This is a genomic window from Rhodanobacter sp. UC4437_H4 (assembly GCF_052978425.1).
In genome coordinates, this window is the sequence record NZ_CM129673.1 from 2552597 (window position 1) to 2575773 (window position 23177).

General features: G+C 69.2%; 22 protein-coding genes. 10 read left to right on the forward strand and 12 right to left on the reverse strand.

Annotated elements, in window-relative coordinates; translation table 11 throughout:
* Window positions 1-68: 68 nt before the first annotated feature.
* The 3 genes from ACVCL3_RS11620 to ACVCL3_RS11630 form a co-directional block, all read right to left on the reverse strand.
* Window positions 69-542: a SixA phosphatase family protein gene (locus tag ACVCL3_RS11620; protein WP_395120671.1), complete on the reverse strand. Its 474-nt coding sequence runs from the start codon at window positions 540-542 to the stop codon at window positions 69-71.
* Window positions 543-581: 39 nt separating this feature from the next.
* A complete protein-coding gene (locus tag ACVCL3_RS11625) occupies window positions 582-1214 on the reverse strand; it encodes a ParA family protein (RefSeq protein WP_395120670.1) in 633 nt (210 codons plus the stop codon).
* 168 nt (window positions 1215-1382) lie between these two features.
* The gene (locus ACVCL3_RS11630; RefSeq protein WP_447101373.1) at window positions 1383-2423 is read right to left on the reverse strand and encodes a hypothetical protein; all 1041 of its coding nucleotides are present in this window, start codon (window positions 2421-2423) and stop codon (window positions 1383-1385) included.
* A 154-nt stretch (window positions 2424-2577) separates the two neighbouring features.
* Between ACVCL3_RS11630 and ACVCL3_RS11635 the strand changes: the two genes are divergently transcribed.
* Entirely contained in the window at window positions 2578-2772 is a 195-nt protein-coding gene (locus ACVCL3_RS11635) for an antitermination protein NusB (protein ID WP_395120667.1), read from the forward strand.
* A 100-nt stretch (window positions 2773-2872) separates the two neighbouring features.
* Here the strand turns inward: ACVCL3_RS11635 and speE are convergent, their stop codons facing one another.
* Window positions 2873-3742 carry a polyamine aminopropyltransferase gene (speE, locus tag ACVCL3_RS11640; protein ID WP_447101374.1) on the reverse strand — a complete coding sequence of 290 codons (870 nt, stop codon included), beginning with the start codon at window positions 3740-3742 and terminating at the stop codon, window positions 2873-2875.
* A 272-nt stretch (window positions 3743-4014) separates the two neighbouring features.
* Here speE and speA point away from each other — a divergent pair, with 272 nt between their 5' ends.
* The 3 genes from speA to ACVCL3_RS11655 all read left to right on the forward strand — a co-directional run bounded on the left by speA (window position 4015) and on the right by ACVCL3_RS11655 (window position 7979).
* Window positions 4015-5904: an arginine decarboxylase gene (gene speA, locus ACVCL3_RS11645; RefSeq protein ID WP_447101375.1), complete on the forward strand. Its 1890-nt coding sequence runs from the start codon at window positions 4015-4017 to the stop codon at window positions 5902-5904.
* Between the two features lie 123 nt (window positions 5905-6027).
* The gene (locus ACVCL3_RS11650; RefSeq protein ID WP_395120664.1) at window positions 6028-6813 is read left to right on the forward strand and encodes a 3-hydroxybutyrate dehydrogenase; all 786 of its coding nucleotides are present in this window, start codon (window positions 6028-6030) and stop codon (window positions 6811-6813) included.
* Window positions 6810-7979, forward strand: coding sequence for a DUF3734 domain-containing protein (locus tag ACVCL3_RS11655; RefSeq protein WP_447101376.1), 1170 nt, complete (start codon window positions 6810-6812; stop codon window positions 7977-7979). The genes ACVCL3_RS11650 and ACVCL3_RS11655 overlap by 4 nt, the downstream gene beginning before the upstream one ends.
* 12 nt (window positions 7980-7991) lie before the next feature.
* On the opposite strand, the gene ACVCL3_RS11660 is transcribed toward ACVCL3_RS11655, so the two are convergent.
* The 4 genes from ACVCL3_RS11660 to radC form a co-directional block, all read right to left on the reverse strand.
* Window positions 7992-8747 carry an SDR family NAD(P)-dependent oxidoreductase gene (locus ACVCL3_RS11660; RefSeq protein WP_447101377.1) on the reverse strand — a complete coding sequence of 252 codons (756 nt, stop codon included), beginning with the start codon at window positions 8745-8747 and terminating at the stop codon, window positions 7992-7994.
* Between the two features lie 4 nt (window positions 8748-8751).
* Window positions 8752-9426, reverse strand: a complete 675-nt coding sequence (locus ACVCL3_RS11665) for an SPOR domain-containing protein (RefSeq protein WP_447101378.1) — start codon at window positions 9424-9426, stop codon at window positions 8752-8754.
* Window positions 9426-11138, reverse strand: a complete 1713-nt coding sequence (gene argS / locus ACVCL3_RS11670) for an arginine--tRNA ligase (protein ID WP_395120659.1) — start codon at window positions 11136-11138, stop codon at window positions 9426-9428. The genes ACVCL3_RS11665 and argS overlap by 1 nt, the downstream gene beginning before the upstream one ends.
* 423 nt (window positions 11139-11561) lie before the next feature.
* A complete protein-coding gene (gene radC, locus ACVCL3_RS11675; protein ID WP_395120658.1) occupies window positions 11562-12233 on the reverse strand; it encodes a RadC family protein in 672 nt (223 codons plus the stop codon).
* 98 nt (window positions 12234-12331) lie between these two features.
* On the opposite strand from radC, the gene coaBC reads away from it, so the two are divergent.
* From coaBC to ACVCL3_RS11690, 3 genes are all read left to right on the forward strand, one after another.
* A complete protein-coding gene (coaBC, locus tag ACVCL3_RS11680; RefSeq protein ID WP_447101379.1) occupies window positions 12332-13537 on the forward strand; it encodes a bifunctional phosphopantothenoylcysteine decarboxylase/phosphopantothenate--cysteine ligase CoaBC in 1206 nt (401 codons plus the stop codon).
* Window positions 13534-13992, forward strand: a complete 459-nt coding sequence (dut, locus tag ACVCL3_RS11685; RefSeq protein ID WP_447101380.1) for a dUTP diphosphatase — start codon at window positions 13534-13536, stop codon at window positions 13990-13992. Before coaBC ends, dut begins: the two co-directional genes overlap by 4 nt.
* 71 nt (window positions 13993-14063) lie before the next feature.
* Window positions 14064-16403: a phosphomannomutase/phosphoglucomutase gene (locus ACVCL3_RS11690; protein ID WP_447101381.1), complete on the forward strand. Its 2340-nt coding sequence runs from the start codon at window positions 14064-14066 to the stop codon at window positions 16401-16403.
* 42 nt (window positions 16404-16445) lie between these two features.
* On the opposite strand, the gene ACVCL3_RS11695 is transcribed toward ACVCL3_RS11690, so the two are convergent.
* Both ACVCL3_RS11695 and pyrE read right to left on the reverse strand, forming a co-directional pair.
* Window positions 16446-17087 (reverse strand): DUF4124 domain-containing protein, encoded by a 642-nt coding sequence (locus ACVCL3_RS11695; protein ID WP_447097770.1) that lies wholly within the window; start codon window positions 17085-17087, stop codon window positions 16446-16448.
* Between the two features lie 126 nt (window positions 17088-17213).
* Window positions 17214-17861 (reverse strand): orotate phosphoribosyltransferase, encoded by a 648-nt coding sequence (pyrE, locus tag ACVCL3_RS11700; RefSeq protein ID WP_395120653.1) that lies wholly within the window; start codon window positions 17859-17861, stop codon window positions 17214-17216.
* A 101-nt stretch (window positions 17862-17962) separates the two neighbouring features.
* On the opposite strand from pyrE, the gene ACVCL3_RS11705 reads away from it, so the two are divergent.
* The 3 genes from ACVCL3_RS11705 to ACVCL3_RS11715 all read left to right on the forward strand — a co-directional run bounded on the left by ACVCL3_RS11705 (window position 17963) and on the right by ACVCL3_RS11715 (window position 20511).
* A complete protein-coding gene (locus tag ACVCL3_RS11705; RefSeq protein WP_395120652.1) occupies window positions 17963-18733 on the forward strand; it encodes an exodeoxyribonuclease III in 771 nt (256 codons plus the stop codon).
* On the forward strand, window positions 18723-20027 hold the full coding sequence (locus tag ACVCL3_RS11710) for an AmpG family muropeptide MFS transporter (RefSeq protein ID WP_447097772.1): 1305 nt from the start codon (window positions 18723-18725) through the stop codon (window positions 20025-20027). The genes ACVCL3_RS11705 and ACVCL3_RS11710 overlap by 11 nt, the downstream gene beginning before the upstream one ends.
* Before the next feature lie 181 nt (window positions 20028-20208).
* Complete coding sequence (locus ACVCL3_RS11715; protein ID WP_395120650.1) at window positions 20209-20511, forward strand: hypothetical protein; 303 nt, start codon at window positions 20209-20211, stop codon at window positions 20509-20511.
* Here the strand turns inward: ACVCL3_RS11715 and ACVCL3_RS11720 are convergent.
* On the reverse strand, window positions 20481-21614 hold the full coding sequence (locus ACVCL3_RS11720) for an anhydro-N-acetylmuramic acid kinase (protein WP_447101523.1): 1134 nt from the start codon (window positions 21612-21614) through the stop codon (window positions 20481-20483). The two genes, ACVCL3_RS11715 and ACVCL3_RS11720, sit on opposite strands and share 31 nt — an antisense overlap.
* Before the next feature lie 13 nt (window positions 21615-21627).
* Window positions 21628-23073, reverse strand: a complete 1446-nt coding sequence (locus ACVCL3_RS11725; RefSeq protein WP_447097774.1) for an OapA family protein — start codon at window positions 23071-23073, stop codon at window positions 21628-21630.
* Between the last annotated feature and the right edge of the window lie 104 nt (window positions 23074-23177).

The following is a 23177-nucleotide window of genomic DNA, read 5'->3' on the forward strand; positions in this document are numbered from 1 at the left end:
CGAGCAAGCCGTCATCCGTCATCCGGCATTCGCCGGGATGACGAGCAAAAAGGCTTGATCGAAGCAACCTAGGGCGACCAGAAGGCGTCCAGTCGCGCCTGGCCGGGCTCCAGCGGCCCATCGAGATGCAGTACCGCCAGCGCGCCGGGCGGCATGCCGCGGAATTCGTCGGAGCGGCCTTCCACCAGCAGGGCGACCAGCCGTTCGACGCCGGGGTTGTGGCCGACCAGCATCACGGTGTCGGCGTCGGTGTGCTGGTCGAGCAGCAGCAACAGCTCGCCCGGCGTGGCCTCGTGGATTTCCTCGGCGATCCGCGGCGCCGGCGCGGTGCCGAGCGCGGCCAGTGCCAGCCGGGTGGTCTCGCTGGTGCGTCGGGTCGGCGAACACAGCACCCGCTGCGGTTGCAGCCCGTGCGCGGCGAGCCACAGGCCGGCAGCCTGTGCCTCCTGTTCGCCGCGCGTGCTCAGTGCGCGTTCGCGGTCGTCGCCGCCGTCGGCTATGGGCACTGCTTCGGCATGGCGCAGCAGGATCAGTTCGTGCATGGGAGGCTCCGGCGAAAAGGGAAGAGGCGTGGGCCGCTGTCAGGACTGGCGCTTGATCCAGCGCAGCAGGGGTTTCCAGTCCTCCTGGTGGCTGCGCACCTGCTCGCTGTGGTAGTCGAAGATGCCCTTGCCCAGCGCGGCCAGCAGCACGTAGGCCTGGCTGTCGCGCAACTGCGCCACGATCGGGAACGGCGACTGCTCGGCGAGCTGGGTCAGCGCATCCTGGCTGGCGTGCGTCCACGGCTTGAGCCGGTTGGCCACCAGCCCCACCGGCAGCTTGCCGCGGTGGATGCGGTTGATCGCGCGCAGCTCCTCGGTGAAGGCCAGCGTGGCGTCGAGGTCGAACGAGGAGGGCAGCACCGGCACCAGCAGCACGTCGGCCTGGTCGAGATAGGGTTCCAGCTCGCGTTCGCGCGCGCCGGCGGGGGTGTCGATGAGCAGTTGCGCGGTGTCCGATGGCAGTTTCGCCAGCGAGCGGCGGCCGCCTTCGAGCGCCAGCACGCCGGGGACGTTCTCCGGCCGGCGCGCGGCCCAGCGGAAGCTGGAACCTTGCCGGTCGGCGTCGACGATGGCGCTGTGCTGCCCCGCCTGGGCCCAGTGCGACGCCAGTTGCGTCACCAGCGTGCTCTTGCCGCACCCGCCCTTGCTGCTCGCCACCAGCGTCGTAAGCATCGGATCGCCCCTGCCACGGAAGGTGGGTCCAGCCTAACGGGCGGGGCGGCAATGGGGAATAGGCGGGGAATAGGGAATGGGGAATAGGGAATCGGAAGAGCGGCTTGCGACCGGGCTGGTGCTTGTCGCTTCGGCTGTGGCTATTCCCTATTCCCTATTCCCGGTTCCCTATTCCCGGTTCCCTATTCCCGGTTCTCGATCCGCCGCAGGCGGATCGAGCGCAATGCCCGCATCGCGCAGGGCGGCCGCCTGCAGGCTCATCTCGGTGCCGCCGTTGCGGGCCAGCGACAGCAGGTGGCGGGCGAGGGGGGTGTCGTCCTGCACTTTGGCCAGCAGCTGGTTGAAGCTGCGCACCTGCCAGACCAGGCGGCGGCGGGCGTCTTTGGCGGCCTGGGCCGCGGCCGGGTCGTCGGCCAGCACCTCGGCCAGGTGCAGGCCGAGTGAGCGGGCCAGGGGGCTGGAGCCCCACTGCAGCAGCTTGGCCAGGTTGAGGCAATCGGCCTTGATCGAGGCATCCTCGCCGGCGTTCTCGCACAACTTGGCCACCAGCTGCAGGCTCGGCTGCGGTTGGGCGCTGGCGAGGCCGAAGATCAGCACGGTCTGCATGCCGACCGCGCCGGCGGCGTGGTTCGGGTCCAGCGCGGCGGCCGGCGGCGGCAGCACGCCGACCGAATCGGCCAACGCCTGCAGACTGATCCCGGCGTAGTCGTCGTACAGCTTGGCGGCGGCGGCGCGACGCAGGTCTTCGCGGGCGTCGTCCTGTTTGTGGTCGCGCGCGTCGGCGCCCAGCTTGACCAGCCACACGGCGGCGTTGTCCGGCGCCTGCGTGAGCAAGGCATCCAGCGCGGCAGCGTTGGGGCAGTTGCCGGCCTTGGCCTCGCAATCGGCCAGCCGCACCCAGTTCACCGCCGGGCCCGCGCCATCGGCGGCGGCCGCACGCTCGATCAGGGCGTGGAAGCTGTTGCCCGGCGGCTGGTTGAACAATGGCCGCGCCAGCAGCGCGGCACCGAGCAGCGGCATCGCATCGGCGCGCGGCGCCAGCACGCTGACCAGATCGCGCTGGAAGGCCAGCTGCGCCTGGTCGCGCGCCTGCGCCGACCTGGACGTCGTCGCCGCGGGTTTCGCGGCGGGCGGCGCCTTGGCCGCCAGCACCGGCGCGGCGAACAGCAGCCACACGCAACTCACGGCAACGCAGCGCATTCCAGGCATCGTGAACTTCCCTCGGCGGCAAAGGCGCCAGCATAGCGAGTGCAGATTAAGCTCGCCTGATCGACGCGCCGCCCGCCGGTCGGCGGGGCGGCCAAGCTTGTTAGGATGCCTGTTCGGGCGCAGGACGACGCCACCCATCGCTCGGGAGAGTGTCGTGAATCATTTTTCGTTGTGGACCGATGGCGCCCCATGGTTTGTCGGCTGGGGCACGCTGGCCTTGATCAACGCGGCGCTGGCGCAGGGCAAGAACCGCAGCGGGCTGCTGTGGTTCCTGCTCTCGCTGCTGCTCGGCCCGCTCGCCACCTTGCTGCTGGTGCTGCTGCCGAAGGTGCGGTCGAAGATGTTTTAGTTGCAGGGAATAGGGAATAGGGAATAGGGAATAGGGAATGGAAGAGCAACGACGGGCGGCTCTTTACTATTCCCCATTCCCTATTCCCCATTCCCGGCTTTCAGTCCCCCAGCGCCTCGCGCATGAATTCCGGCTGGGCCAGGGCGGCCTTGTGGATTTCCGCGTTGTAGTAGCGGGTGGGGAATTTCTTGCTCAGTGCGCCGCGCTCGCGGAAGCCGGACAGGTCGCCGCCCTTGCGCGCCATGGTGCAGCTCCACCAGCCAGTGGGGTAGCACGGCTGCGGGAACGGCAGCGTCTTCACCGCGGCGAAGCCGGTGGTGCGCATGGCCGAACGCATCGAGCGGATCAGGTCCAGGTGGGCCAGCGGCGACTCGCTCTGCTGCACCAGCAGGCCGCCGTGGCGCAGCGCCTTGTAGCAGCTGGCGTAGAACGCGGCGTTGAACAGGCCTTCCGCCGGGCCCACCGGGTCGGTCGAGTCGACGATGACCAGATCCACCGACTCCGGCTCGCACTCGGCCATGTACTTGATGCCGTCGATGAACAGCAGCTCGGCGCGCGGATCGGCGTTGGCCTCGCACAGCTCGGGGAAATACTGTTCGGCCAGGCGCGTGACGCGCTCGTCGATCTCCACCTGCACGGCGTGCTCGACTTCCTCGTGGCGCAGCACTTCGCGCAGCGTGCCGCAATCGCCGCCGCCGATGATCACCACGCGCTTGGCGCGCGCGTGGGTGAACAGCGCCGGGTGGGTCATCATCTCGTGGTAGAGGAAGTTGTCGCGGCTGGTCAGCATCACGCAGCCGTCGATCACCATCAGGTTGCCCCAGTCGGTGGTCTTGTGGATCTCGATGGTCTGGAACGGGGTCTTCTCCGAGTGCAGCAGTTGCTCGGTGCGGAAGCCGATCGAGGACCCGGACGCCTGGTGCGCCTCGGTGAACCAGTGGGCTTCGGTGACGGTGGCTGGCTGCGACATGGGATGTTTCCGCGAAGCGTGGGCAAAGAGGGCCAATTGTACCGGCAACGGCGGCTGACGTCCCGGCCGCCGCCGCCGTGCAGGGCGGCGCGCGACCATTACAATGGTGGCCCGGCCAGCCGTCGCGAAGGCGTGACGAAGGCCGGACAAGCCCAACCGGCCCCGCGGCGTGCGAGGCTTCCGGCCGGCCGGCTTTCCGCTCGATCCGAGCACCTTTCGTCAAGGCTCGCCGCTGCGACATCCCCAAGCCCCGTTTGCCCGAGGGAGGCTCCATGTCGAAGCCCTGGACCATTGCCACCGCCTGCCACGCGTATGCCGTGCCCCACTGGAGCGACGGCTACGCCGACATCGACGCCGCCGGCCGCATCGTCATGCGGCCGCGCGGCGCCGACGGCCCGGCGCTGGCGCTGCCGGAGATCGTCGACCGCGCTTGCGCCGAGGGCCTGCGGCTGCCGTTGCTGGTGCGTTTCCCGGGCATCCTCGCCGATCGGCTGGCGCACCTGCAGGGCGCGTTCGCGCACGCGATCGCCGAGCACGGCTACGCCGGCGGCTACACCGCGATCTATCCGATCAAGGTCAACCAGCAGCGCAGCGTGGCCGGCGAGCTGGTCGCCGCCGGGGCGCAGGGCTTCGGCCTGGAAGCCGGTTCCAAGCCCGAGCTGATGGCGGTGCTGGCGATGGCGCGGCCCGATTCCATCGTGATCTGCAACGGCTACAAGGATCGCGAGTACATCCGCCTGGCGCTGATCGGCAGGAAGCTCGGCCTGCGCGTGCACATCGTGATCGAGAAGCTGTCCGAGCTGGACCACGTGTTCGCCGAGTCGAAGGCGCTGGGCGTGGAGCCGCTGCTCGGCGTGCGCGTGCGGCTGGCCTCGATCGGCGCCGGCAAGTGGCAGAACACCGGCGGCGACAAGGGCAAGTTCGGGCTGTCGCCGCAGCAGGTGCTGCGCCTGGTCGAGCGGCTCGATGCGGCGGGCCTGAAGCACACGCTGAAGCTGCAGCACTTCCACATGGGCTCGCAGATCTCCAACGTGCGCGATATCGCCAACGGCATGCGCGAGGCCACCCGCTACTTCGTCGAACTCTCGCACATGGGCGTGCCGCTGGAGATCGTCGACGTCGGCGGCGGCCTGGGCGTGGATTACGAAGGCACCCGCTCGCGCAGCCACAACTCGATCAACTACTCGCTGGAACAGTACGCCGCCACCATCGTGCAGTCGCTGGCCGAGGCGGTGAGCGCCGAGGGCCTGGCCGCGCCGCACATCCTCACCGAGGCAGGCCGGGCGATGACCGCGCACCACGCGGTGATGGTGGTCAACGTGACCGAGGTCGAGCAGGTGCCGGCCGGCAGCATGCCGTCGCCGCGCGGGGACGAGCCGGTGGTGCTGCGCCACCTGCGCGAGGTCCACGCGGCGCTGGACGAGCGCCCGCCGCTGGAGCTGTTCCACGAGGCCCAGCATCACCTGGCCGAAGGGCAATCGCTGTACGCGCTGGGCCAGCTGTCGCTGGCCGACCGCGCGCGACTGGACGAGATGTTCTACGCCATCGCCAATGCCGTGCGCGGGCGCCTGCTGCCGGCCGAGCGCGCGCACCGACAGGTGCTGGACGAGCTGGACGAGAAGCTGGTGGACAAGTACTTCACCAACTTCTCGGTATTCGAATCGATCCCCGACGTGTGGGCGATCGACCAGGTGTTCCCGATCATGCCGATCGCGCGGCTCGACGAGGAGCCGACCCGGCGCGGCGTGATCGTCGACCTCACCTGCGATTCGGACGGCCGCATCGACCACTACGTGGAGGCTGACGGCGTCGACGTCAGCCTGCCGCTGCATGCGCTGAAGGATGGCGAGAGCTATCGGCTGGGCATCTTCATGGTCGGCGCCTACCAGGAGACCCTGGGCGACATCCACAACCTGTTCGGCGACACCGACGCGGTCAACGTGCGCGTCGAGGGCGACGGCTACGTGTTCGCCAACAAGCGTCGCGGCGACACCACCGACCTGATGCTCGACTACGTCGGCTACGACCTGGAGGCCTTGCGCGCCAGCTACCGCGCGCGCATTGCCGACGCGGGCGTCGCCGGCGACGAGGCGGCGCGCCTGTACGATGCGCTTGATGCCGGCCTCACCGCCTACACCTACCTCGCCGAAGACACCCACTGATCGCAGGAGCCCGCTCGCGGGCGATGCTCTCGCAAATTCCGAATACCGGCGCCGAGAGCACCGCCCGCAAGCGGGCTCCAGCATGACCCGTTCCATCCAGTTCCAGTCGCACAGGAGCAACGCATGAGCAGTCTCAACGGCAAGGTCGCCCTGATCACGGGCGCGGCCAGCGGCCTCGGCAAGGCGATCGCCGAGCTGTACGCGAAGAACGGCGCCAGCGTGGCGATCGCCGACATCAACCAGCAAGCTGCCGATGCGGTGGCGGCGGAGATCAACGCCGCCGGCGGCAAGGCGCTCGGCGTGGCGATGGACGTCACCAGCGAGGAGGCGGTCAACGCCGGCACGGACAAGGTGGTGGCGGCATTTGGCCATCTGGACATCCTGATCTCCAACGCCGGCGTGCAGATCATCAATCCGATCGACCAGTTCGCCTTCGCCGACTGGAAGAAGATGCTGGCGATCCATCTCGACGGCGGCTTCCTCACCACCAAGGCCGCGCTCAAGCACATGTACCAGGGCGACCGCGGCGGCATCGTGATCTACATGGGCTCGGTGCACTCGCACGAAGCCTCGAAGCTGAAGGCGCCCTACGTCACCGCCAAGCACGGCCTGCTCGGGCTGGCCCGCACGCTGGCGAAAGAGGGTGCGCCGCACAACGTGCGCTCGCACGTGATCTGCCCGGGCTTCGTGCGTACGCCGCTGGTCGAGAAGCAGATCCCCGAGCAGGCCAGGGAGCTCGGCATCACGGAAGACGAGGTGATCAGGAACGTGATGCTGAAGGACACCGTCGACGCGACCTTCACCACGGTGGAGGACATCGCGCAGACCGCGCTGTACCTGGCCACCTTCCCCTCCGCCGCGCTGACCGGCCAGTCGATCGTGGTCAGCCACGGCTGGTTCATGCAGTGACCACGCCGTCGCTGGCGGAAACGGTAGCCCGCGACTACCGCACCGTCGCGCTGGTGTTGCAGGGCGGCGGCGCACTCGGCGCCTACCAGGCCGGCGTGTTCGAGGCGCTGGACGAGGCCGGCCTGCAGCCGAACCGGCTGGCCGGCATCTCGATCGGCGCGTTGAACGCGGCGATCATCGCCGGCAACGCGCCCGAGCGGCGGGTGGAACGGCTGCGCGAATTCTGGGAGGCGATCTGCCGCTCGCCGCTGTGGCCGGACGTGCCGGCGCTGCCGTGGTTCGATGCGGTGGCGTGGCCGACGGCATGGCTCAACGGCATGAGCGGCCTGGCCGCCTGGCGCGCGATGACCGAGGGCCAGGCCGGCTTCTTCCACCCGCGCCAGCCGCCGCCGTTCCTGGGCGGGCACGCCACGCCGGGCAGCGTGAGCTGGTACGACACGAAGCCGCTGCGCGCCACGCTGGAGCGGTTGGTCGATTTCGACCGCCTCAACGATGCGCGCACGATGCGCGTGGCGGTCGGCGCGGTGAACGTGCGCAGCGGCAACTTCGCCTATTTCGACAATCGCCGCGAGCGCCTGCGGCCCGAGCACTTCATGGCCTCCGGCGCGTTGCCGCCGGGCTTTCCCGCGGTGGAGATCGACGGCGAGTTCTACTGGGACGGCGGCATGGTCTCCAACACGCCGCTTTACGAGGTGCTCAGCGAACGCCCCGGTTGCGACACGCTGGTGTTCCAGGTCGACCTGTGGAGCGCCCGCGGCACGCTGCCGCGCGATCTTGCCGACGTGGCCGAGCGCAGCAAGGAGATCCAGTACTCCAGCCGCACCCGGCTGGTCACCGAGTTCATGCGCCGCATGCAGGAGCAGCGCCGCCTGCTGCACGACGTGATGGCGCTGGTGCCGGCCGAGCGGCGCGGCGACCCGGCGTACCGCCATGCCGAGGCACGCGCGGCGGAGGCGTTGACCAACGTGATCCACCTGATCTACCAGGACCGGCCCCACGAAGGCCACTTCAAGGACTACGAATTCAGCGCCACCAGCATGCGCAGCCACTGGCAGGGCGGCCTGGACGACATGCGCCACACCCTGGCGCACCCGCAGTGGCTTGCCGCCCCCGACCCCGGACATCCGTTCGTGACGCACGACGTGCATCGCGGCGAGGCGGGCTGAGCGGGTTCAGCCTCAGCTGTCGCGCGCCACCTGCAGCCCGGCTGCCGACTGGCTGACCGGCATCAGCTCGATGCGGTTGATGTTGAGGTGCGGCGGCAGGTTGGCGATCCACCAGATCGTGTCGGCGATGTCGGCCGCGGTGATCGGGTGGGCGCCGGCGTAGAGCTGGTCGGAGGCGGCCTGGTCGCCGCCGGTGCGCACCAAGGTGAATTCGGTCTCGGCCATGCCCGGTTCGATCGAGGTCACGCGCACGCCGCTGCCGTGCAGGTCGGTGCGCAGGTTCTGCGAGAACTGGGTGACGAAGGCCTTGCTGGCGCCGTACACGTTGCCGCCGCGGTAGGCGTAGCTGCCGGAGATCGAGCTGATGTTGACGATGGCGCCGCGGCGTTCGATCAGCTGCGGCAGCAGCAGGTGCGTGATCGTGGCCAGCGCGGTGACGTTGGTGTCGATCATCTGCTTCCATTGCGCCAGGTCGGCTTGCTGCGCGGGTGCGGTGCCCAGCGCCAGGCCGGCGTTGTTGACCAGCAGGTCGATGCCGGCGAACGACGGTGGCAGGGCGGCGTGGGCGGCGCGCATGGCCGCTTCGTCGCGCATGTCGAAGGCGGCCGCATGCACGCGCTCGGCGCCGTGGCGGTCCACCAGCTGCCGCAATCGTTCGGCCCGGCGGCCGCTGGCGATCACCCGCCAACCGCCGGCGACGAAGCGCTCGACGGTGGCGGCACCGAAACCGGCGGTGGCACCGGTGATCCAGGCGATCTTGCCGTTCATGCGATTACTTGCCTTCTTTCAGGGCGATCGCCGGGATGCCGGCGGCGGCGAGTTTCTGCTTGGTCGATTCCAGCTCGGTGGCCGAGCGGAACGGCCCCAGCCGTACGCGGTGGTAGGTCTGCCCGCCGACATTCACCGTCTGCACGTTGGCGACGAAGCCCTGCAGGGCCAGCTTGGCCTTTTGTGCCTCGGCGGTGGCGGGGTCGGGGAACGCGCCCACCTGCAGCAGGTAGCCGTTGCCGCCGCTGGCCGGCTCCACCGCCTCGGCCGGCGCGGCGGTGACGTTCTGCACGGCCACGCCGGGTGTGCTGGCGGGCGTCGTCGCCGGTGCCGGCGTGGCGGCCTGCTGCTCGGCCTTGGCCTGCGCGCTGATCTCGGCGTCGGGGATGCGCACTTCCTTCTCCGACAGCACCGAGTAGAAGTCGTACTGCGGCTTCTTCGGCGTGCTTTCGCCGGGGGCCGGTTCCAGCACGCCCGGCTCGCTGCCGCGCTGGGCGGTGGCCTGCGGGTTGGCCTGCGGTCCGGTCGGCGTGCGCAGGTTGGTGAACAGGCTGCCGCGCATCACGATCGCCATCAGGATCGCGCCGGCGAGGACGCCGATCACCGCGTAACCCCAGCCCGGGAATCCGTTGCGGCCGTTGCGTACGGCCTGCCGGCCCCTGCCCTTGCGTGCTGCCATTACATCTTCTCCGGGGCGCTGAGGCCCAGCAAATCCAGTCCGTTCTTCAGTACCTGGCGCGTGGCGACCACCAGCGCCAGCCGCGCGTTGCGCAGGCTCGCATCCTCGACCAGGAACTGGTGCGAGTTGTAGTAGGTGTGGAACGCGTTGGCCAGTTCGCGCAGCCAGCCGGCGATCAGGTGCGGCTCCAGGTTGGCCGTCGCCGCTTCGACCTGTTCGGGGTATTTCGACAGCTCGGTGAGCAGGATCTGCTCGTGCTCGTTGTCCAGCCGGTCCAGGTGCGCAAGGCCGTCGGCGAGGTCGAAGGCAAAGCCTTTCTCCGGCGCCTGGCGCAGCACGCTGCAGACGCGGGCATGCGCGTACTGGATGTAGTAGACCGGGTTGTCGTTGGACTGCGAGCGGGCCAGGTCGACGTCGAACACCAACTGCGAATCGCTCTTGCGCGCGATCAGGAAGTAGCGCGTGGCGTCCTTGCCGACTTCGTCGATCAGGTCGCGCAAGGTGACGTAGCTGCCGGCGCGCTTGGAGATCTTCACCTCCTCGCCGCCCTTCATCACGGTGACCATCTGGTGCAGCACGTATTCCGGCCAGCCCTTGGGGATGCCGCAATCGAGCGCCTGCAGGCCGGCCTTCACCCGCGCCAGCGAACCGTGGTGGTCCGAGCCCAGCTCGGTGATCGCGCGCTGGTAGCCGCGCTGCCACTTGCTCAGGTGGTAGGCCACGTCGGGCAGGAAGTAGGTGTAGGTGCCGTCGGACTTGCGCATCACGCGGTCCTTGTCGTCACCGAACGCGGTGGTGCGCAGCCACAGCGCGCCGCCTTCCTCGTAGGTGTGACCGTGGGCGATCAGCTCGCGTACGGTTTCCTCGACCTTGCCGTCGCTGTACAGCGAGGACTCCAGGAAATAGGTGTCGAAGCCGACGCCGAATGCCTGCAGGTCCAGGTCCTGCTCGCGGCGCAGGCTGGCCACGGCGAAGCGGCGGATCGCGTCGAGGTCGTCGACGTCGCCGGCCGCGACGACCGTCTCGCCGTCGGCCACCACCGATTCGCGATCGAGGTAGGCGCGCGCCACGTCGGCGATGTAGTCGCCGCGGTAGCCGTTGTCGGGCCAGCTGCTGTCTTCGGGCGTGATGCCGCGCGCGCGCGCCTGCACCGACACGGCCAGGTTGGCGATCTGCACGCCGGCATCGTTGTAGTAGTACTCGCGCTTGACGTTCCAGCCGCTGGCATCGAGCAGGCGGCTCAGGCAGTCGCCGATCGCCGCGGCGCGGCCGTGGCCCACGTGCAGCGGGCCGGTCGGGTTGGCCGAGACGAATTCCACGCCGACGGTCCTGCCGCCGCCGCTGGCATTGCGGCCGTAGGCGTTGCCCTCGGCCATGATCCGGCGCACTTCGGCGTGATAGGCGCCGGCGGCGAGGAAGAAGTTGATGAAGCCGGGGCCGGCGATCTCGACTTTTTCGACCAGCGGGTTGGCCGGCAGTGCGGCGACCAGTTTTTCGGCCAGCTCGCGTGGCTTGGCGCGCGCCGCCCCTTCGACAGGGCTCAGGACATGCTTGGCCAGCAGCATCGCCGCGTTGCAGGCGAAATCGCCATGCTCGCGGCTGCGCGCGCGCTCGATCACGAAGTCGGGGATGGCCAGCTCGGCCGGCAGGGTCGCGTCGTGCTGCAGGGCGTGGATGGCCTGCAACACCAGGTTGCGCAGCTGTGCTTTCACGGGTGGGATCGGTTTCGTGATGGAACCGGCAATTCTAACAGACCGGCGCGCGCACGCCGGCGGCGAAGGCCGTGCCGGACGCGGGGTGGTCTCGTGTTGCACCGCGTCGAGGCGTCCTGTGGATAACTCTGTGGGGAAATTCGCCGGCGGGGAACGCGCCGAGGCAGCGGCTGGCTGGTCTTTGTCAAGTCGCAAGAAATTATCAAGAAAAATCATTATGTTGAAGCAGCAACTTTGCGCAAGACTGGCGATTGCGACGGCAACCGGTTGTCGTTGCATTTTGTGCATAAGTTTCGACCACTTGGCGGCCGCTTCTGTGCGCGCGAACAGGTTGGCGCACGGTGTGCCGCAGCGCGGCAGAGCCGGCTTGTCGGGCGAAGGTGGGGAGATGCGCGCCGCAGCGGCGGCCCGGTACGGCCGCGTTCAGAGCAGGCCGCGGGCGGCCATCGACACCGGCTCGCCGTGGCCGATCACCAGGTGGTCGAGCACGCGCACGCCGACCAGGTGCAGGGCATCACGCAGTTCGTGGGTGATCGCGCGGTCGGCGGCACTGGGTTCGGCCACGCCGGAGGGGTGGTTGTGGGCGAAGATCACCGCGCAGGCGTTGTGATGCAGACAGGCGCGCACCACTTCACGCGGGTGCACGCTGGCGCCGTCGACGGTGCCGCGGAACAGCTCCTCGAAGGCCAGCACGCGATGGCGGTTGTCCAGGTACAGGCAGCCGAACACTTCGTAGGGCAGGTGGCGCAGGCGGGCCCGCAGGTAGTCGCCGCTGTCGCGCGGGTTGCCCAGGCTGGGCCGCTCCTGCAGCTGCTCGGCCAGGCTGCGCCGGGCCAGTTCCAGCGCCGCAGCGATCCGCGCGCGCTTGGCCGGACCCAGCCCGCCGGCGCGGATCTGCTGCTCCGGCCGGCCCAGCAAGGCGGCCACGCCGCCCGCGTTGGCGAGCAGTTCGCGGCCCAGCGCGATGGCGTCCTTGCCGCGGCTGCCGCTGCCCAGCAGCACGGCCAGCAGCTCCGCGTCGGACAGCGCGGCGCTCCCGCGGGCCAGCAGTTTTTCGCGGGGTCGTTCGCCTTCGGGCCAGTCGCGGATGCTCATGCGTGCCAGCTTGGCGAAGGGGGCCGTCGCGGAGCAGCAGTGACGAGGATCGAATCTTAGTAAGCTAAGCGTCTGCCCGACTGTCAGGCCCGTCTTACATGAGCCTCGCCCAACGCCGCATCCTGCTGGGAGTGTCCGGCGGCATTGCCGCCTACAAGAGTTGCGAACTGGTCCGCCGCCTGCGCGAGCAGGGCGCCGAGGTGCGTGTGGTGATGACCGCAGGGGCCGAGCATTTCGTCGGCGCGGCCACGTTCCAGGCGCTCTCCGGCCAGCCGGTGCGCAGCAGCCTGTGGGATGCGCACGCCGAGGCGGCGATGGGTCACATCGAGCTGGCGCGCTGGGCCGAGCGCATTCTGGTGGCGCCGGCCAGCGCCGACACCATCGCCCGGCTCGCCCATGGCCATGCCGATGACCTGCTCAGCACGCTGTGCCTGGCCAGCGCCGCACCGCTGTACCTGGCGCCGGCGATGAACCAGCAGATGTGGGCGCACCCGGCGGTGCAGGCGAACCTGGTGCTGCTGCGCCAGCGTGGCGTGCAGGTGCTGGGGCCGGCGGCCGGCGAGCAGGCCTGCGGCGACATGGGCTCCGGCCGCATGCTGGAGCCGCACGAATTGCGCGACGCGCTGGCCGCCTCGTTCGGCAACGGCGCGCTGGCCGGGTTGCAGGTGGTGGTCAGCGCCGGTCCGACCTACGAGGACATCGACCCGGTGCGCTTCATCGGCAACCGCAGCTCCGGCCGGATGGGTTTCGCGGTGGCCGCGGCCGCGGCGGAGGCGGGCGCCACGGTGAGCCTGGTGGCCGGCCCGGTGAGCCTGGCCACGCCCGTCGGGGTGGCGCGGCGCATCGACGTGCGCAGCGCCGCGCAAATGCAGGCCGCCGTGCTCGAGGCCAGTCGCGCGGCGGACATCTACATCGGCGCGTCGGCGGTGGGCGATTATCGGCCGGCCAGCGTCTCGGCGCTGAAGCTGAAAAAGAGCGCGGGCGCGCCGCTCTCGCTGCAGCTGGAAGAGAACCCCGACATCCTGGCCAGCCTGGCCGCGCAGAGCGGGCACCCGTTCCTGGTCGGATTCGCCGCGGAGACGCATGATGTGGCCAGTTACGCGCGCGGCAAATTGCGCAGCAAGGGGCTGGACATGATCGCGGCGAACCAGGTGGGCGACGGACTCGGTTTCGAGGTCGCCGAGAACGCTTTGACGCTGTACTGGGCCGATGGCGAGCTGGCCTTGCCGCGCGCCGCCAAGAGCGAACTGGCGCGCCAGCTTATCGCGCAAGTGGCCGAACGCTACCGGGCGACGCGCGGATGACGCTCGACGTCGAATTGAAGATCCTCGACCCGCGCCTGGGCGACAGCATTCCGCTGCCGCATGCCGCCACCCCTGGCAGCGCCGGCATGGACCTGCGTGCGGCACTGGAGCAGCCGCTGACCCTGGCACCCGGCGCAAGTGCGCTGGTGCCCAGCGGCATCGCCATCCACATCGGCGATCCGCAATGGTGCGCCTTGATCGTTCCGCGCTCCGGGTTGGGCCACAAGCACGGCCTGGTGATGGGCAACCTGGTCGGCGTGATCGACGCCGACTACCAGGGCCCGCTGATGATTTCGTGCTGGAACCGCGGCGACGCTCCGTACACCATCGCGGTCGGCGACCGCATCGCGCAGTTGCTGCTGCTGCCGGTGGCGCAGGCGCGGCTGCAGATCGTCAATGAATTCACGCCCAGCGAACGCGGCGCCGGAGGCTTCGGCTCCACCGGTATCCGATAGCATGGGCACGGAAACTCGGCGCGACCCGGAGCGGTCGCGCCACCGCGCAGTTTCAGCCGTGGGGGCAGAGCATGGCACCAAAAATCGCGAAGCGGCGGCTGGCCCGGCCTGAGGTCGACTGGTCGGCCGTGCTGCCGCTGGCCGGCGGCACCTTGCTGCTGCTGCTGGGCCTGTTCTGTGCCTGGCAGACCTGGCTGATCGCCGACGAGCATCATGCCGACGAACGGGTCCATGCCGCTCAGGCGCAGGCGGTCAAGGCGGTTGCCGACGAGGTCGCACGCCAGCGCGGTGCGGTGGAGAAGGCGCTGGCGCTGGTCGACCCGGCGACGGTGCTGAACGACCCGGCGCAGTCGATCGCCACCTTGCGCCTGCGCCTGCCGCAGGCGCAGCAGCTGGACATCTACAGCGGCGACCTCAAGGAAGTGCTGCGCGCCAACTACCGCGAGTTCGGCTATGCCAAGGCGGCGCAGCTGATGGCCGCGCAGACGGCGGAGGGCGCGCCGCCGGTGCAGAGCGTCTACTACGGCAACGGCGACCGCCGGCTGAGCATGGTCGTGCCGCTGGGTGCGCCCGATCAGACCCAGGCGTGGGTGTGGGTGGAACTGCCGTTTGCCGGGGTCCAGCGGGCTTTCGACGCAATCCCGCCGGCCGGCGGCCGGCTCGATCTGCGCCAGGGAGACGAGCCGGGCAGCGTGCAGTTGTTCTCCAACGGCAGTGCCTCGGCGCAGACCGGCGACAACAGCGTGGCCGTGCCCGGCACCGCGTTCCGCGTGGGCGCCGGGCTGCCCGATGCGTTCATCGTGCTGCCGCATTCGTGGTGGTTGAGCGCGCTGCTGAGCCTGTTGGGGCTGGGCGGAGCCGGCTATCTGCTGTGGCTGCGCGGGCGTCGCCAGGCTTCGTCGGCGCCGCCGGCCGAAGAGGAGCCGCTGGTGGCCGAGGTCGCGCTGCCGCGCCCGCGCGCGCGCGCGCCGTCGACCCCCGCTCCGGCCACTGCGCGTCCCGCGGCCGCGCCGGCCGAACCCGCCACGGTGCCGGTGGACCCGAGCATCTTCCGCGCCTACGACGTGCGCGGCGTGGTCGGCAAGACACTGGACCGCAACGTGGCCAGGCTGCTGGGCCGGGCGATCGGCGCGGTGATGGTCGAGCGCGGCCTGCGCGAGATCGTGGTCGGCCGCGATGGCCGGGTTTCCGGTCCCGAACTGGCCGGCGCGCTGGCCGACGGCCTGCGCGAGGCCGACGTCGACGTGATCGACCTGGGCGCGGTGCCCACGCCGGTGGTGTATTTCGCCGCGTACCGGTTCAACACCGGCTGCGGCGTGGCGGTCACCGGCAGCCACAATCCGCCGGACTACAACGGCTTCAAGATCGTGATCGGCGGCGAGACGCTGGCCGAGGGCGCGATCCAGGACCTGTACCAGCGCATCGCCAGCGGCGCGTTGAGCCAGGATGGTCACGGCGGCCTGCGCCAGGTCGACGTGGCCCCGGACTACATCGAGAAAATCGTCTCCGACGTGCTCGCCGAGCGCCCGCTGAAGGTGGTGGTCGATTGCGGCAACGGCATTCCCGGCGCGATCGCGCCGCAGGTGCTCGAAGGCGTCGGCTGCGAGGTGGTCCCGCTGTACTGCGATGTCGACGGCAGCTTCCCGAACCACCATCCCGATCCGTCCGATCCGGCCAACCTGCAGGACCTGATCCACGCCGTGCGCCAGACCGGAGCGGACCTCGGCCTCGCCTTCGACGGCGACGGCGATCGCCTGGGCGTGGTCTCCCGCGCCGGCGAGATCATCTATCCGGATCGCCTGCTGATGCTGTTCGCGCGCGACGTGCTGTCGCGCCAGCCCGGCGGCACGGTGATCTACGACGTCAAGTGCACCAGCCACCTGAAGGCGCAGATCCTGGACGCCGGCGGCAGTCCGTTGATGTGGCGCACCGGGCATTCGCTGATCAAGGCCAAGATGCGCGAGACCGGCGCCGAGCTGGCCGGCGAGATGAGCGGGCACTTCTTCTTCAAGGAGCGCTGGTACGGTTTCGACGACGGCATCTATGCCGCCGCTCGGCTGCTGGAGATCCTCGCCGGCGACCTCCACGGGCGCAGCCCGGAGGAGATCTTCGCCACCCTGCCCAAGAGCATCTCCACTCCCGAGCTGAAGGTCGCGCTGGCCGAAGGCGAGCATTACCGCTTCATGGACCGGCTGCGCGAGCGCGCCAGCTTCGAGGACGCCTCGGTGATCGGTATCGACGGTCTGCGCGTGGACTGGCCGGACGGCTGGGGACTGGTGCGCGCGTCCAACACCACGCCGGTGCTGGTGCTGCGTTTCGAGGCCGACACCGAGGCGGCGCTCAAGCGCATCCAGCAGGTGTTCCGCCGGCAGATGCTGGCGGTCGATCCTGCCCTGAAACTGCCGTTCTGAGGATGGCGGGCCGGGACGCGGACCGCGTCGGCCCGAGCCAGGCTACTGCGAAGCCTTGTCCTGCTCGGCTTTCAGCTCGCGGTAGCGGGCCAGCTGCTTGACCTGCTCCTGCACCGTCTGCGTGCGCAGGGTCTGCTGGCGCTGCAAGGTGGCGCGCAGGCCGGTGACGACGTTGCGCTGCGCGGCGACGCTGTCGGTGAGGAATTTCGGCACCGGCTTCTTGGCGTTCTCGATCTCCGCGGCGCGGGCCAGCAGGTCGGTCAGCGCCTTCTCCTGGCTGCGCAGGTTGATCCGGGTGGTGCGGATCTGCTGGTCGACCGTGTCCAGCGTCTGCTGCAGCGAGATCTTGTACGACTCCTCGTCCGGGTAGGCGTTGAGCATCTGCGCCTCGGCGGTGGCCACTTCCTGCGCCGCGCGCTGTCTGGCCGCCTCGGCCTCGGCCAGCTTGGCCGCCGCGGCGCGCTCCTCGGGGTTGAGCTGGCGCGACACGTGGCGCACCACCATGCCGCGATCGTTGACCAGGTCGTAGCCGTACTTCATCGCGTCGGCGGTGAGGCTGTCGCTGTAATGCACCAGGCCCTGGTTGTCATACCACTTGTAGCGCACGCTGCCAGCGTTCTGGGCGAACGCGGCAAGGCTCGCGCCCATCGCTACGGCAGCCAGAATGAGCAGTGATTTGCGCATGGGTTCTCCTGTTGGCCCGAGTATAGCTGGCTCCGCCATGCTGGCCGGTTGCCCGCGGCGCTGCTGTGATGGGGTTGGCCGGAGTCTATTGGCCGGTGCATGAACCGGTGGCGCATGCCGCGCCGGTCAGCGGGGTACGCCGTACCGGGCGCGGTAGTCCAGCAATCGCGCGTGTTCGGCAGCCAGTTGCGGCTGCGCGCCGGCATACTCCAGCACGTCGTCCAGGCAGGTGATGGCGATGACCGGGATGCCGTGCTCGGCGGCGACTTCCTGCGCGGCGGAGCGTTCGCCCTGGCCGCGCTCCTGGCGATCCAGCGCAATGAGCACGCCGGCCGGCGTGGCGCCGTGGGCGCGGATCAGCGCCAGCGACTCGCGCACCGCGGTGCCGGCGGTCATCACGTCGTCGACGATCAGCACGCGCCCGGCCAGCGGCGCGCCGACCAGGCTGCCGCCCTCGCCGTGATCCTTGGCCTCCTTGCGGTTGTAGGCCCATGGCAGGTCGCGCCCGTGCTGTTCGGCCAGCGCGATGGCGGTGGCCGCGGCCAGCGCGATGCCCTTGTAGGCCGGGCCGAACAGCATGTCGACCTCGATCCCCGCCTCGACCAGGGCGGCGGCGTACGCGCGGCCGAGTCGCGCCAGCGCGGCGCCTGAATCGATCCGGCCCATGTTGAAGAAGTACGGGCTCTGCCGGCCGGACTTCAGCGTGAACTCGCCGAAGCGCAGCACCTGCCGGCGCAGGGTGAGTTCGATGAAGTCGCGTTGGTAGTCGTGCACGGTCGGTCTCGCTGGCATGGCGGCGGTGCGCGCATGGTACACGCGCCGGTGCCGCCGGCCGGGGTTGTTATGATCGCCCGATCTGTCGACCGGGAGTACCCATGCGCATCATCAGCCTCAACGCCAACGGCATCCGCTCGGCCGGCAGCAAGGGCGTATTCGAGTGGCTGCGCGCGCAGAACGCGGACGTGGTCTGCCTGCAGGAGACCAAGGCCCAGGAAGACCAGCTCACGGACGCGATGTTCCGCCCCGACGGCCATCACTGCTTCTACCGCGACGCTACCAGCAAGAAGGGCTACAGCGGCGTGGCGATCTACGCCCGGCGCGAGCCCGACCAGGTGCTGACCGAACTCGGCTGGGACGAATTCGACAACGAGGGCCGCTACATCGAGGCCCGCTTCGGCAACCTCAGCGTGGTCTCGTTGTACTTTCCGTCCGGTTCGTCCGGCGACGAGCGCCAGCAGTTCAAGTTCAAGGCGATGGAATGGATCACGCCGATCTTCGACGCGTGGCTGAAAAGCGGTCGCGACTACGTGATCTGTGGCGACTGGAACATCGTGCACACGAAGAACGACATCAAGAACTGGAGCTCCAACCAGAAGAACTCCGGCTGCCTGCCGGAGGAACGCGCGTGGCTGGACCTGCTGTTCCACCAGCGCGGCTGGGTCGACAGCTTCCGCGCACTCAAGCCCGACGCGGTCGAATACACCTGGTGGTCGAACCGGGGCCAGGCGCGGGCGAACAACGTGGGGTGGCGGATCGACTACCAGGTGGTCACCCCTTCGCTGCGCGATCGCCTGCGTGCGTGCTCGATCTACCGCGACCAGCGTTTTTCCGACCACGCGCCGTACACGGTCGACTATGTCGACTGAAGCAACGGCGCGACGGCCGGCGAAGCCGTCGGTGTGGCATGCGTTCACCCAGCCGGCGGCGTGGACGATGTGCCTGTTCGGCTTCTCCTCCGGCCTGCCGTTCCTGCTGGTGGCCGGCACGCTGGCGTACTGGCTGAAGGAGAACGGCATCGAGCTGGCCGACATCACGATGATCGCCAGCGCGGGCATGACCTACGCATTCAAGTTCCTCTGGGCACCGCTGCTCGACCACGGGCACATCCCGGGCTTCGCGCGCCTGGGCCAGCGGCGAGGCTGGCTGCTGTTCGCCCAGTTGGGCGTGGTGGCCGGGCTGCTCGCGATGGCGGCGCTGACGCCGCAGCATCTGGCGGCGTTCGTGGCGGCCACGCTGGCGGTGGCGTTCTTCGGCGCCACGCAGGACATCGCCGTCGATGCGTATCGCATCGAGATCGCGCCGGTCGAGGACCAGGGCGCGCTGGTGGCGACCTATTCGCTGGGCTATCGCATCGGGCTGCTGGTGGCCGGCGCGGTGGCCCTGATCCTGGCCGACCACATCGCCTGGCGCGTGGTCTACCTGATGATGGCGCTGGCGATGCTGCTGCCGATCGTCACCACGCTGGTGGCGCGCGAGCCGACGGTGCTGCGCGTGCGTGCCGCGCGCTGGCGCGACGCGATGCGCGAGAGCGTGATCGATCCGTTCGCCGACTTCTTCCGGCGCTACGGCTGGGCACTGGCCGGCGTGACCTTGCTGTTCCTGCTGCTGTTCAAGATGCCCGAACAGGCCACCATCGGCGGCATCATGAGCCCGTTCTACCGCGACATGGGCTTCTCCAAGACCGAGATCGGCACGATCACCAAGATCTACGGCATCTGGATCGGCATCGTCGGCGTGTTCGTCGGCGGCGCCATGGTGGCGCGCTGGGGCGCGTGGCGGCCGCTGGGCGTCACCATCGTGCTGTGCGGCTGCAGCAACCTCATGTACCTGCTGCTGATCGCGCACCCGGGCAATCTGGCCATGCTGACCCTGGTGATCTCGGTGGAGAACCTCACCCTGGGCATGCTGGGGCCGCCGACGGTGGCGTTCCTGTCCTCGCTGGTCAACCAGCAGCACACCGCGACGCAGTACGCCTTGCTGAGTTCGCTGGTCAACCTGCCGGGCAAGCTGCTCGGCTTCTTTGCCGGCGGCATCGCCATGACGGCGGGCTACGGCGCCTACTTCGTGCTCACCGTGCTGGCGGTGATCCCGGCGATGCTGCTGTTCGCCGGATTGTGGCGACGTTTTCGCGGATTCGAGCGCGCGCGGGCGGTGACCTGAAAGATTGTGGCCGTTCCATGCGAGCGGGTCCGGATCTGCAGTGGCCCACAGTGGCGCGGGTCACAGCGCAAGTGCCAAGTCAGCCACGGAAATCGCCACGGCGCGGCACCGGTGCATCGCGGATGTGCAAACATCCCCGGCACAGGGGCAGGTGCTGCAGGGAGTGACGCTTGTGCCGGACATGATCGTTCATCACATCGATGGCCTGCTGGCCGAACGCATCGCGGCGCTGGCCAAGCTGCGCCAGTGTCCGGTCAACGACGTGATGCTGGACGCGCTGCGCGTCGGCCTCGGCATGTCGGTGGCGCACCGATACAGCGAAAGCCTGCGCGATCCGCACGCCCTGGCCGTACTCGATGGTCACTGGGAAGCCGCCGAGCGCGGCGCGTTCCAGGAGGCGTTGCTGGCGCTGGCCCGCACGCGGCCGACCCAGCTGGCGCCGGAGAGCATCCGTTACGACGTGCCGGGTGCCGGCGCGGAATAGACCGCCCCGAGTACCCGCGGTCCGCGCGCGCCGGTCACGGCCGGCAGGTTGCCGGGCAGTTGCAGCAGGCGTTGGCGCGCCAGCCAGGCAAATGCGGTCGCTTCGAGAAAGTCCGGGTCGACACCGCAGCTGGCGGTGCTGTCCAGCTGGCGTGGAGCCAACGTCTCGCCCAGGCGCTGCATCAGCCGCTCATTGTGCACGCCGCCGCCGCAGGCCAGCACCTCCGTCGCTTCCGGCGCATGCTGCATCACGGCTGCGGTGACGCTGCGCACGGTCAGCTCCAGCAGCGTCGCCTGCACGTCGGCGGGTGCCAGTATGGCCGGGGGCGCGCGGGTGGCCAGCCAGTCCAGATGAAAGTATTCGCGTCCGGTGCTTTTGGGCGGCGGCAGCGCAAAGTACGGATCGGCCAGCAGGGCGTCGAGCAGCTCGGGCACGACCCGGCCGCGGGCGGCAAAGGCTCCGCCGCGATCGAACGGTTCGCCCCGATGGCGCAGGCACCACGCGTCGAGCAGGCCGTTGGCCGGCCCGGTGTCGAAGCCGCGCACACCGCCGTCGGCCGCGAGCACAGTGAGGTTGGCGATGCCGCCGAGGTTGAGCACGGCGCGCGTAAGCCCGGGCACGCCCAGCAGCATGGCATGCACCGCCGGCAGCAGCGGCGCGCCCTGGCCGCCGGCGGCGACGTCGGCGCGGCGGAAGTCGGCGACCACCTCGATGCGGCAGCGCTCGGCGATCACGCTGGGGTCGCCCAGCTGCAAGGTGAAGGGGTGCTCGCCGCCGGGCCGGTGGCGCAAGGTTTGTCCATGCGAACCGATGGCGCGCACCGCCGCGGCCGTCGTGCCGGCGCGATCGAGCAAGTGCAAGGCGGCCTCGGCGAACTGCTGCCCGATTTCAACGTCGAGCCGGCCCCAGTCGTCCAGGTCGAGCGCGGCCTCGCCTTGCGCCACTGCCAGCATGCGTTCGCGCAAGGCATGCGGCCACGGATGGGCATGGCAGGCAAGGGTGTGCGGCTTGCCTTCGCGAAAACGCACCAGCACCGCATCGATGCTGTCGGCGCTGGTGCCGGAGATCAGCCCGATGTAGAGCGCCGAGTCGTCTTCAGCCACGCGCAAGGGCAGCTCAGTTGTCGTGATTGGCGGGAGCGTTGGCGCGGGCCAGCTTGATCCGGTTGTCCAGTTCGGTCAGCCGGGCCAGCTGCGGCTTGACCACCTGCGACTCGAAGCGGGCCAGCTGGGCGGCGGGCAGCGGTTCGGGCTTGGGCAGGGTCACCGTCTGCGGGTTGCGCTGCACGCCGTTGACGCGGAACTCGTAGTGCAGGTGCGGGCCGGTGGCCAGTCCGGTCATGCCGACGTAGCCGATCACCTCGCCCTGGCGCACCCGCTCGCCCACGTGCTGGCCCTTCACGAAACGCGACATGTGGCCGTATGCAGTGCTGATGGTCTTGTTGTGCTGGATCACCACGAAGTTGCCGTAGCCACGTTCCCAGCCGTGGTACTTGATCACGCCGTCGCCGGCGGCGTGGATCGGCGTGCCGCTGGGGGCCGCGTAGTCGACGCCCTTGTGCGCGCGCATGCGGCCGAGGATCGGGTGCATGCGGGCGGAGGAAAACTGGGACGAGATCCGGGTGAAATCGACCGGGATGCGCAGGAAGGATTTCTGGATCGGACGTCCATCTTCGCTGAACCAGCCGTAGTTGCCGTCGGCCTTCTTGAATCGGTAAGCGGTGTAGCGCTTGCCCTGGTTGACGAATTCGGCAGCCACGATGTCGCCCTGGCCGTAGCGCACGCCATCACGGTAGATGTCGTCGTAGATCATGGTGAAGCTGTCGCCCACGCGCAGGTCCTGCACGAAGTCGATGTCGTATTTGAACAGGTCGGCCAGCTTGCCGATCATCGCCGCGTTCACCCCGGCCTGGTCACCGGCGGCATACAGGCTGCTGCGAATCACGCCGTGCGCCACCTGCTCGCGTCGGTCGATGTCGCGCGGCTGCAAGGCCAGCGTGGGTTGTGCGCCGTCGAAGCGGATGACGGCGCGGTTGGCGGCATCCGGATCGAAACGGAAGCCCTTCAGGCTGCCGTCGCTGCCGAGCAGGAAATCGAACTCCTCGCCCGGACGGATGCTGTGCAGGGCCTCCTTGTGGTTGCCCGCGGTGTCCATCACCTTCTGCAGGTCGCTCATGCCCAGGCCATGGGCGGTGAAGATGTCGGAAAGGGTCTGTCCCGGCTGCACCCGCACCACCTGCCAGTCATCGACGGTGGACACCGGCGTCTGGACCAGGTCGGCCTTGGGCAGGGCCAGCGGCAACAGCGTGTGCGCCACGGGTGCGGGCGCCGGACGCATCGCGTTGGCCCACGACGGCATGATGAAGCCGGACAACAAGGTGATCAGCAGCGCTGTGCCGGCAAGCATCCAGTGTTCGCGGTGCCAGCGGATCGGTTCGACATCGCTCGACCGGTTGAACGACCAGTGCGCGCAACGTTCGTAGAAGCGACAGTGAAGACGCTGTGCCTTGCGGCATATGGCCTGCTTGCGCGCCTGCAGCGCGCCCATGTTCTCTTCGGCCATGCCGTGTTCACCCCGTACCGCTCAAGCAAAAACTCGGCGTACCATAACGGCGATGTGCAGAGAGCGTCAATGCCTTTGCCATCAATGGTTTGCGATCCATTCCT

Bases quoted from the DNA above. Each gene is read 5' to 3' on its own strand.
- ACVCL3_RS11725 (WP_447097774.1), bottom strand. From the start codon at position 23,073: ATGGCCGAAGAGAACATGGGCGCGCTGCAGGCGCGCAAGCAGGCCATA.
- coaBC (WP_447101379.1), top strand. From the start codon at position 12,332: ATGAGCCTCGCCCAACGCCGCATCCTGCTGGGAGTGTCCGGCGGCATT.
- ACVCL3_RS11630 (WP_447101373.1), bottom strand. From the start codon at position 2,423: ATGCCTGGAATGCGCTGCGTTGCCGTGAGTTGCGTGTGGCTGCTGTTC.
- ACVCL3_RS11690 (WP_447101381.1), top strand. From the start codon at position 14,064: ATGGCACCAAAAATCGCGAAGCGGCGGCTGGCCCGGCCTGAGGTCGAC.
- speE (WP_447101374.1), bottom strand. From the start codon at position 3,742: ATGTCGCAGCCAGCCACCGTCACCGAAGCCCACTGGTTCACCGAGGCG.
- ACVCL3_RS11715 (WP_395120650.1), top strand. From the start codon at position 20,209: ATGATCGTTCATCACATCGATGGCCTGCTGGCCGAACGCATCGCGGCG.
- ACVCL3_RS11660 (WP_447101377.1), bottom strand. From the start codon at position 8,747: ATGAACGGCAAGATCGCCTGGATCACCGGTGCCACCGCCGGTTTCGGT.
- ACVCL3_RS11620 (WP_395120671.1), bottom strand. From the start codon at position 542: ATGCACGAACTGATCCTGCTGCGCCATGCCGAAGCAGTGCCCATAGCC.
- ACVCL3_RS11710 (WP_447097772.1), top strand. From the start codon at position 18,723: ATGTCGACTGAAGCAACGGCGCGACGGCCGGCGAAGCCGTCGGTGTGG.
- ACVCL3_RS11695 (WP_447097770.1), bottom strand. From the start codon at position 17,087: ATGCGCAAATCACTGCTCATTCTGGCTGCCGTAGCGATGGGCGCGAGC.
- ACVCL3_RS11625 (WP_395120670.1), bottom strand. From the start codon at position 1,214: ATGCTTACGACGCTGGTGGCGAGCAGCAAGGGCGGGTGCGGCAAGAGC.
- ACVCL3_RS11665 (WP_447101378.1), bottom strand. From the start codon at position 9,426: ATGGCAGCACGCAAGGGCAGGGGCCGGCAGGCCGTACGCAACGGCCGC.
- dut (WP_447101380.1), top strand. From the start codon at position 13,534: ATGACGCTCGACGTCGAATTGAAGATCCTCGACCCGCGCCTGGGCGAC.
- ACVCL3_RS11705 (WP_395120652.1), top strand. From the start codon at position 17,963: ATGCGCATCATCAGCCTCAACGCCAACGGCATCCGCTCGGCCGGCAGC.
- speA (WP_447101375.1), top strand. From the start codon at position 4,015: ATGTCGAAGCCCTGGACCATTGCCACCGCCTGCCACGCGTATGCCGTG.
- ACVCL3_RS11650 (WP_395120664.1), top strand. From the start codon at position 6,028: ATGAGCAGTCTCAACGGCAAGGTCGCCCTGATCACGGGCGCGGCCAGC.
- radC (WP_395120658.1), bottom strand. From the start codon at position 12,233: ATGAGCATCCGCGACTGGCCCGAAGGCGAACGACCCCGCGAAAAACTG.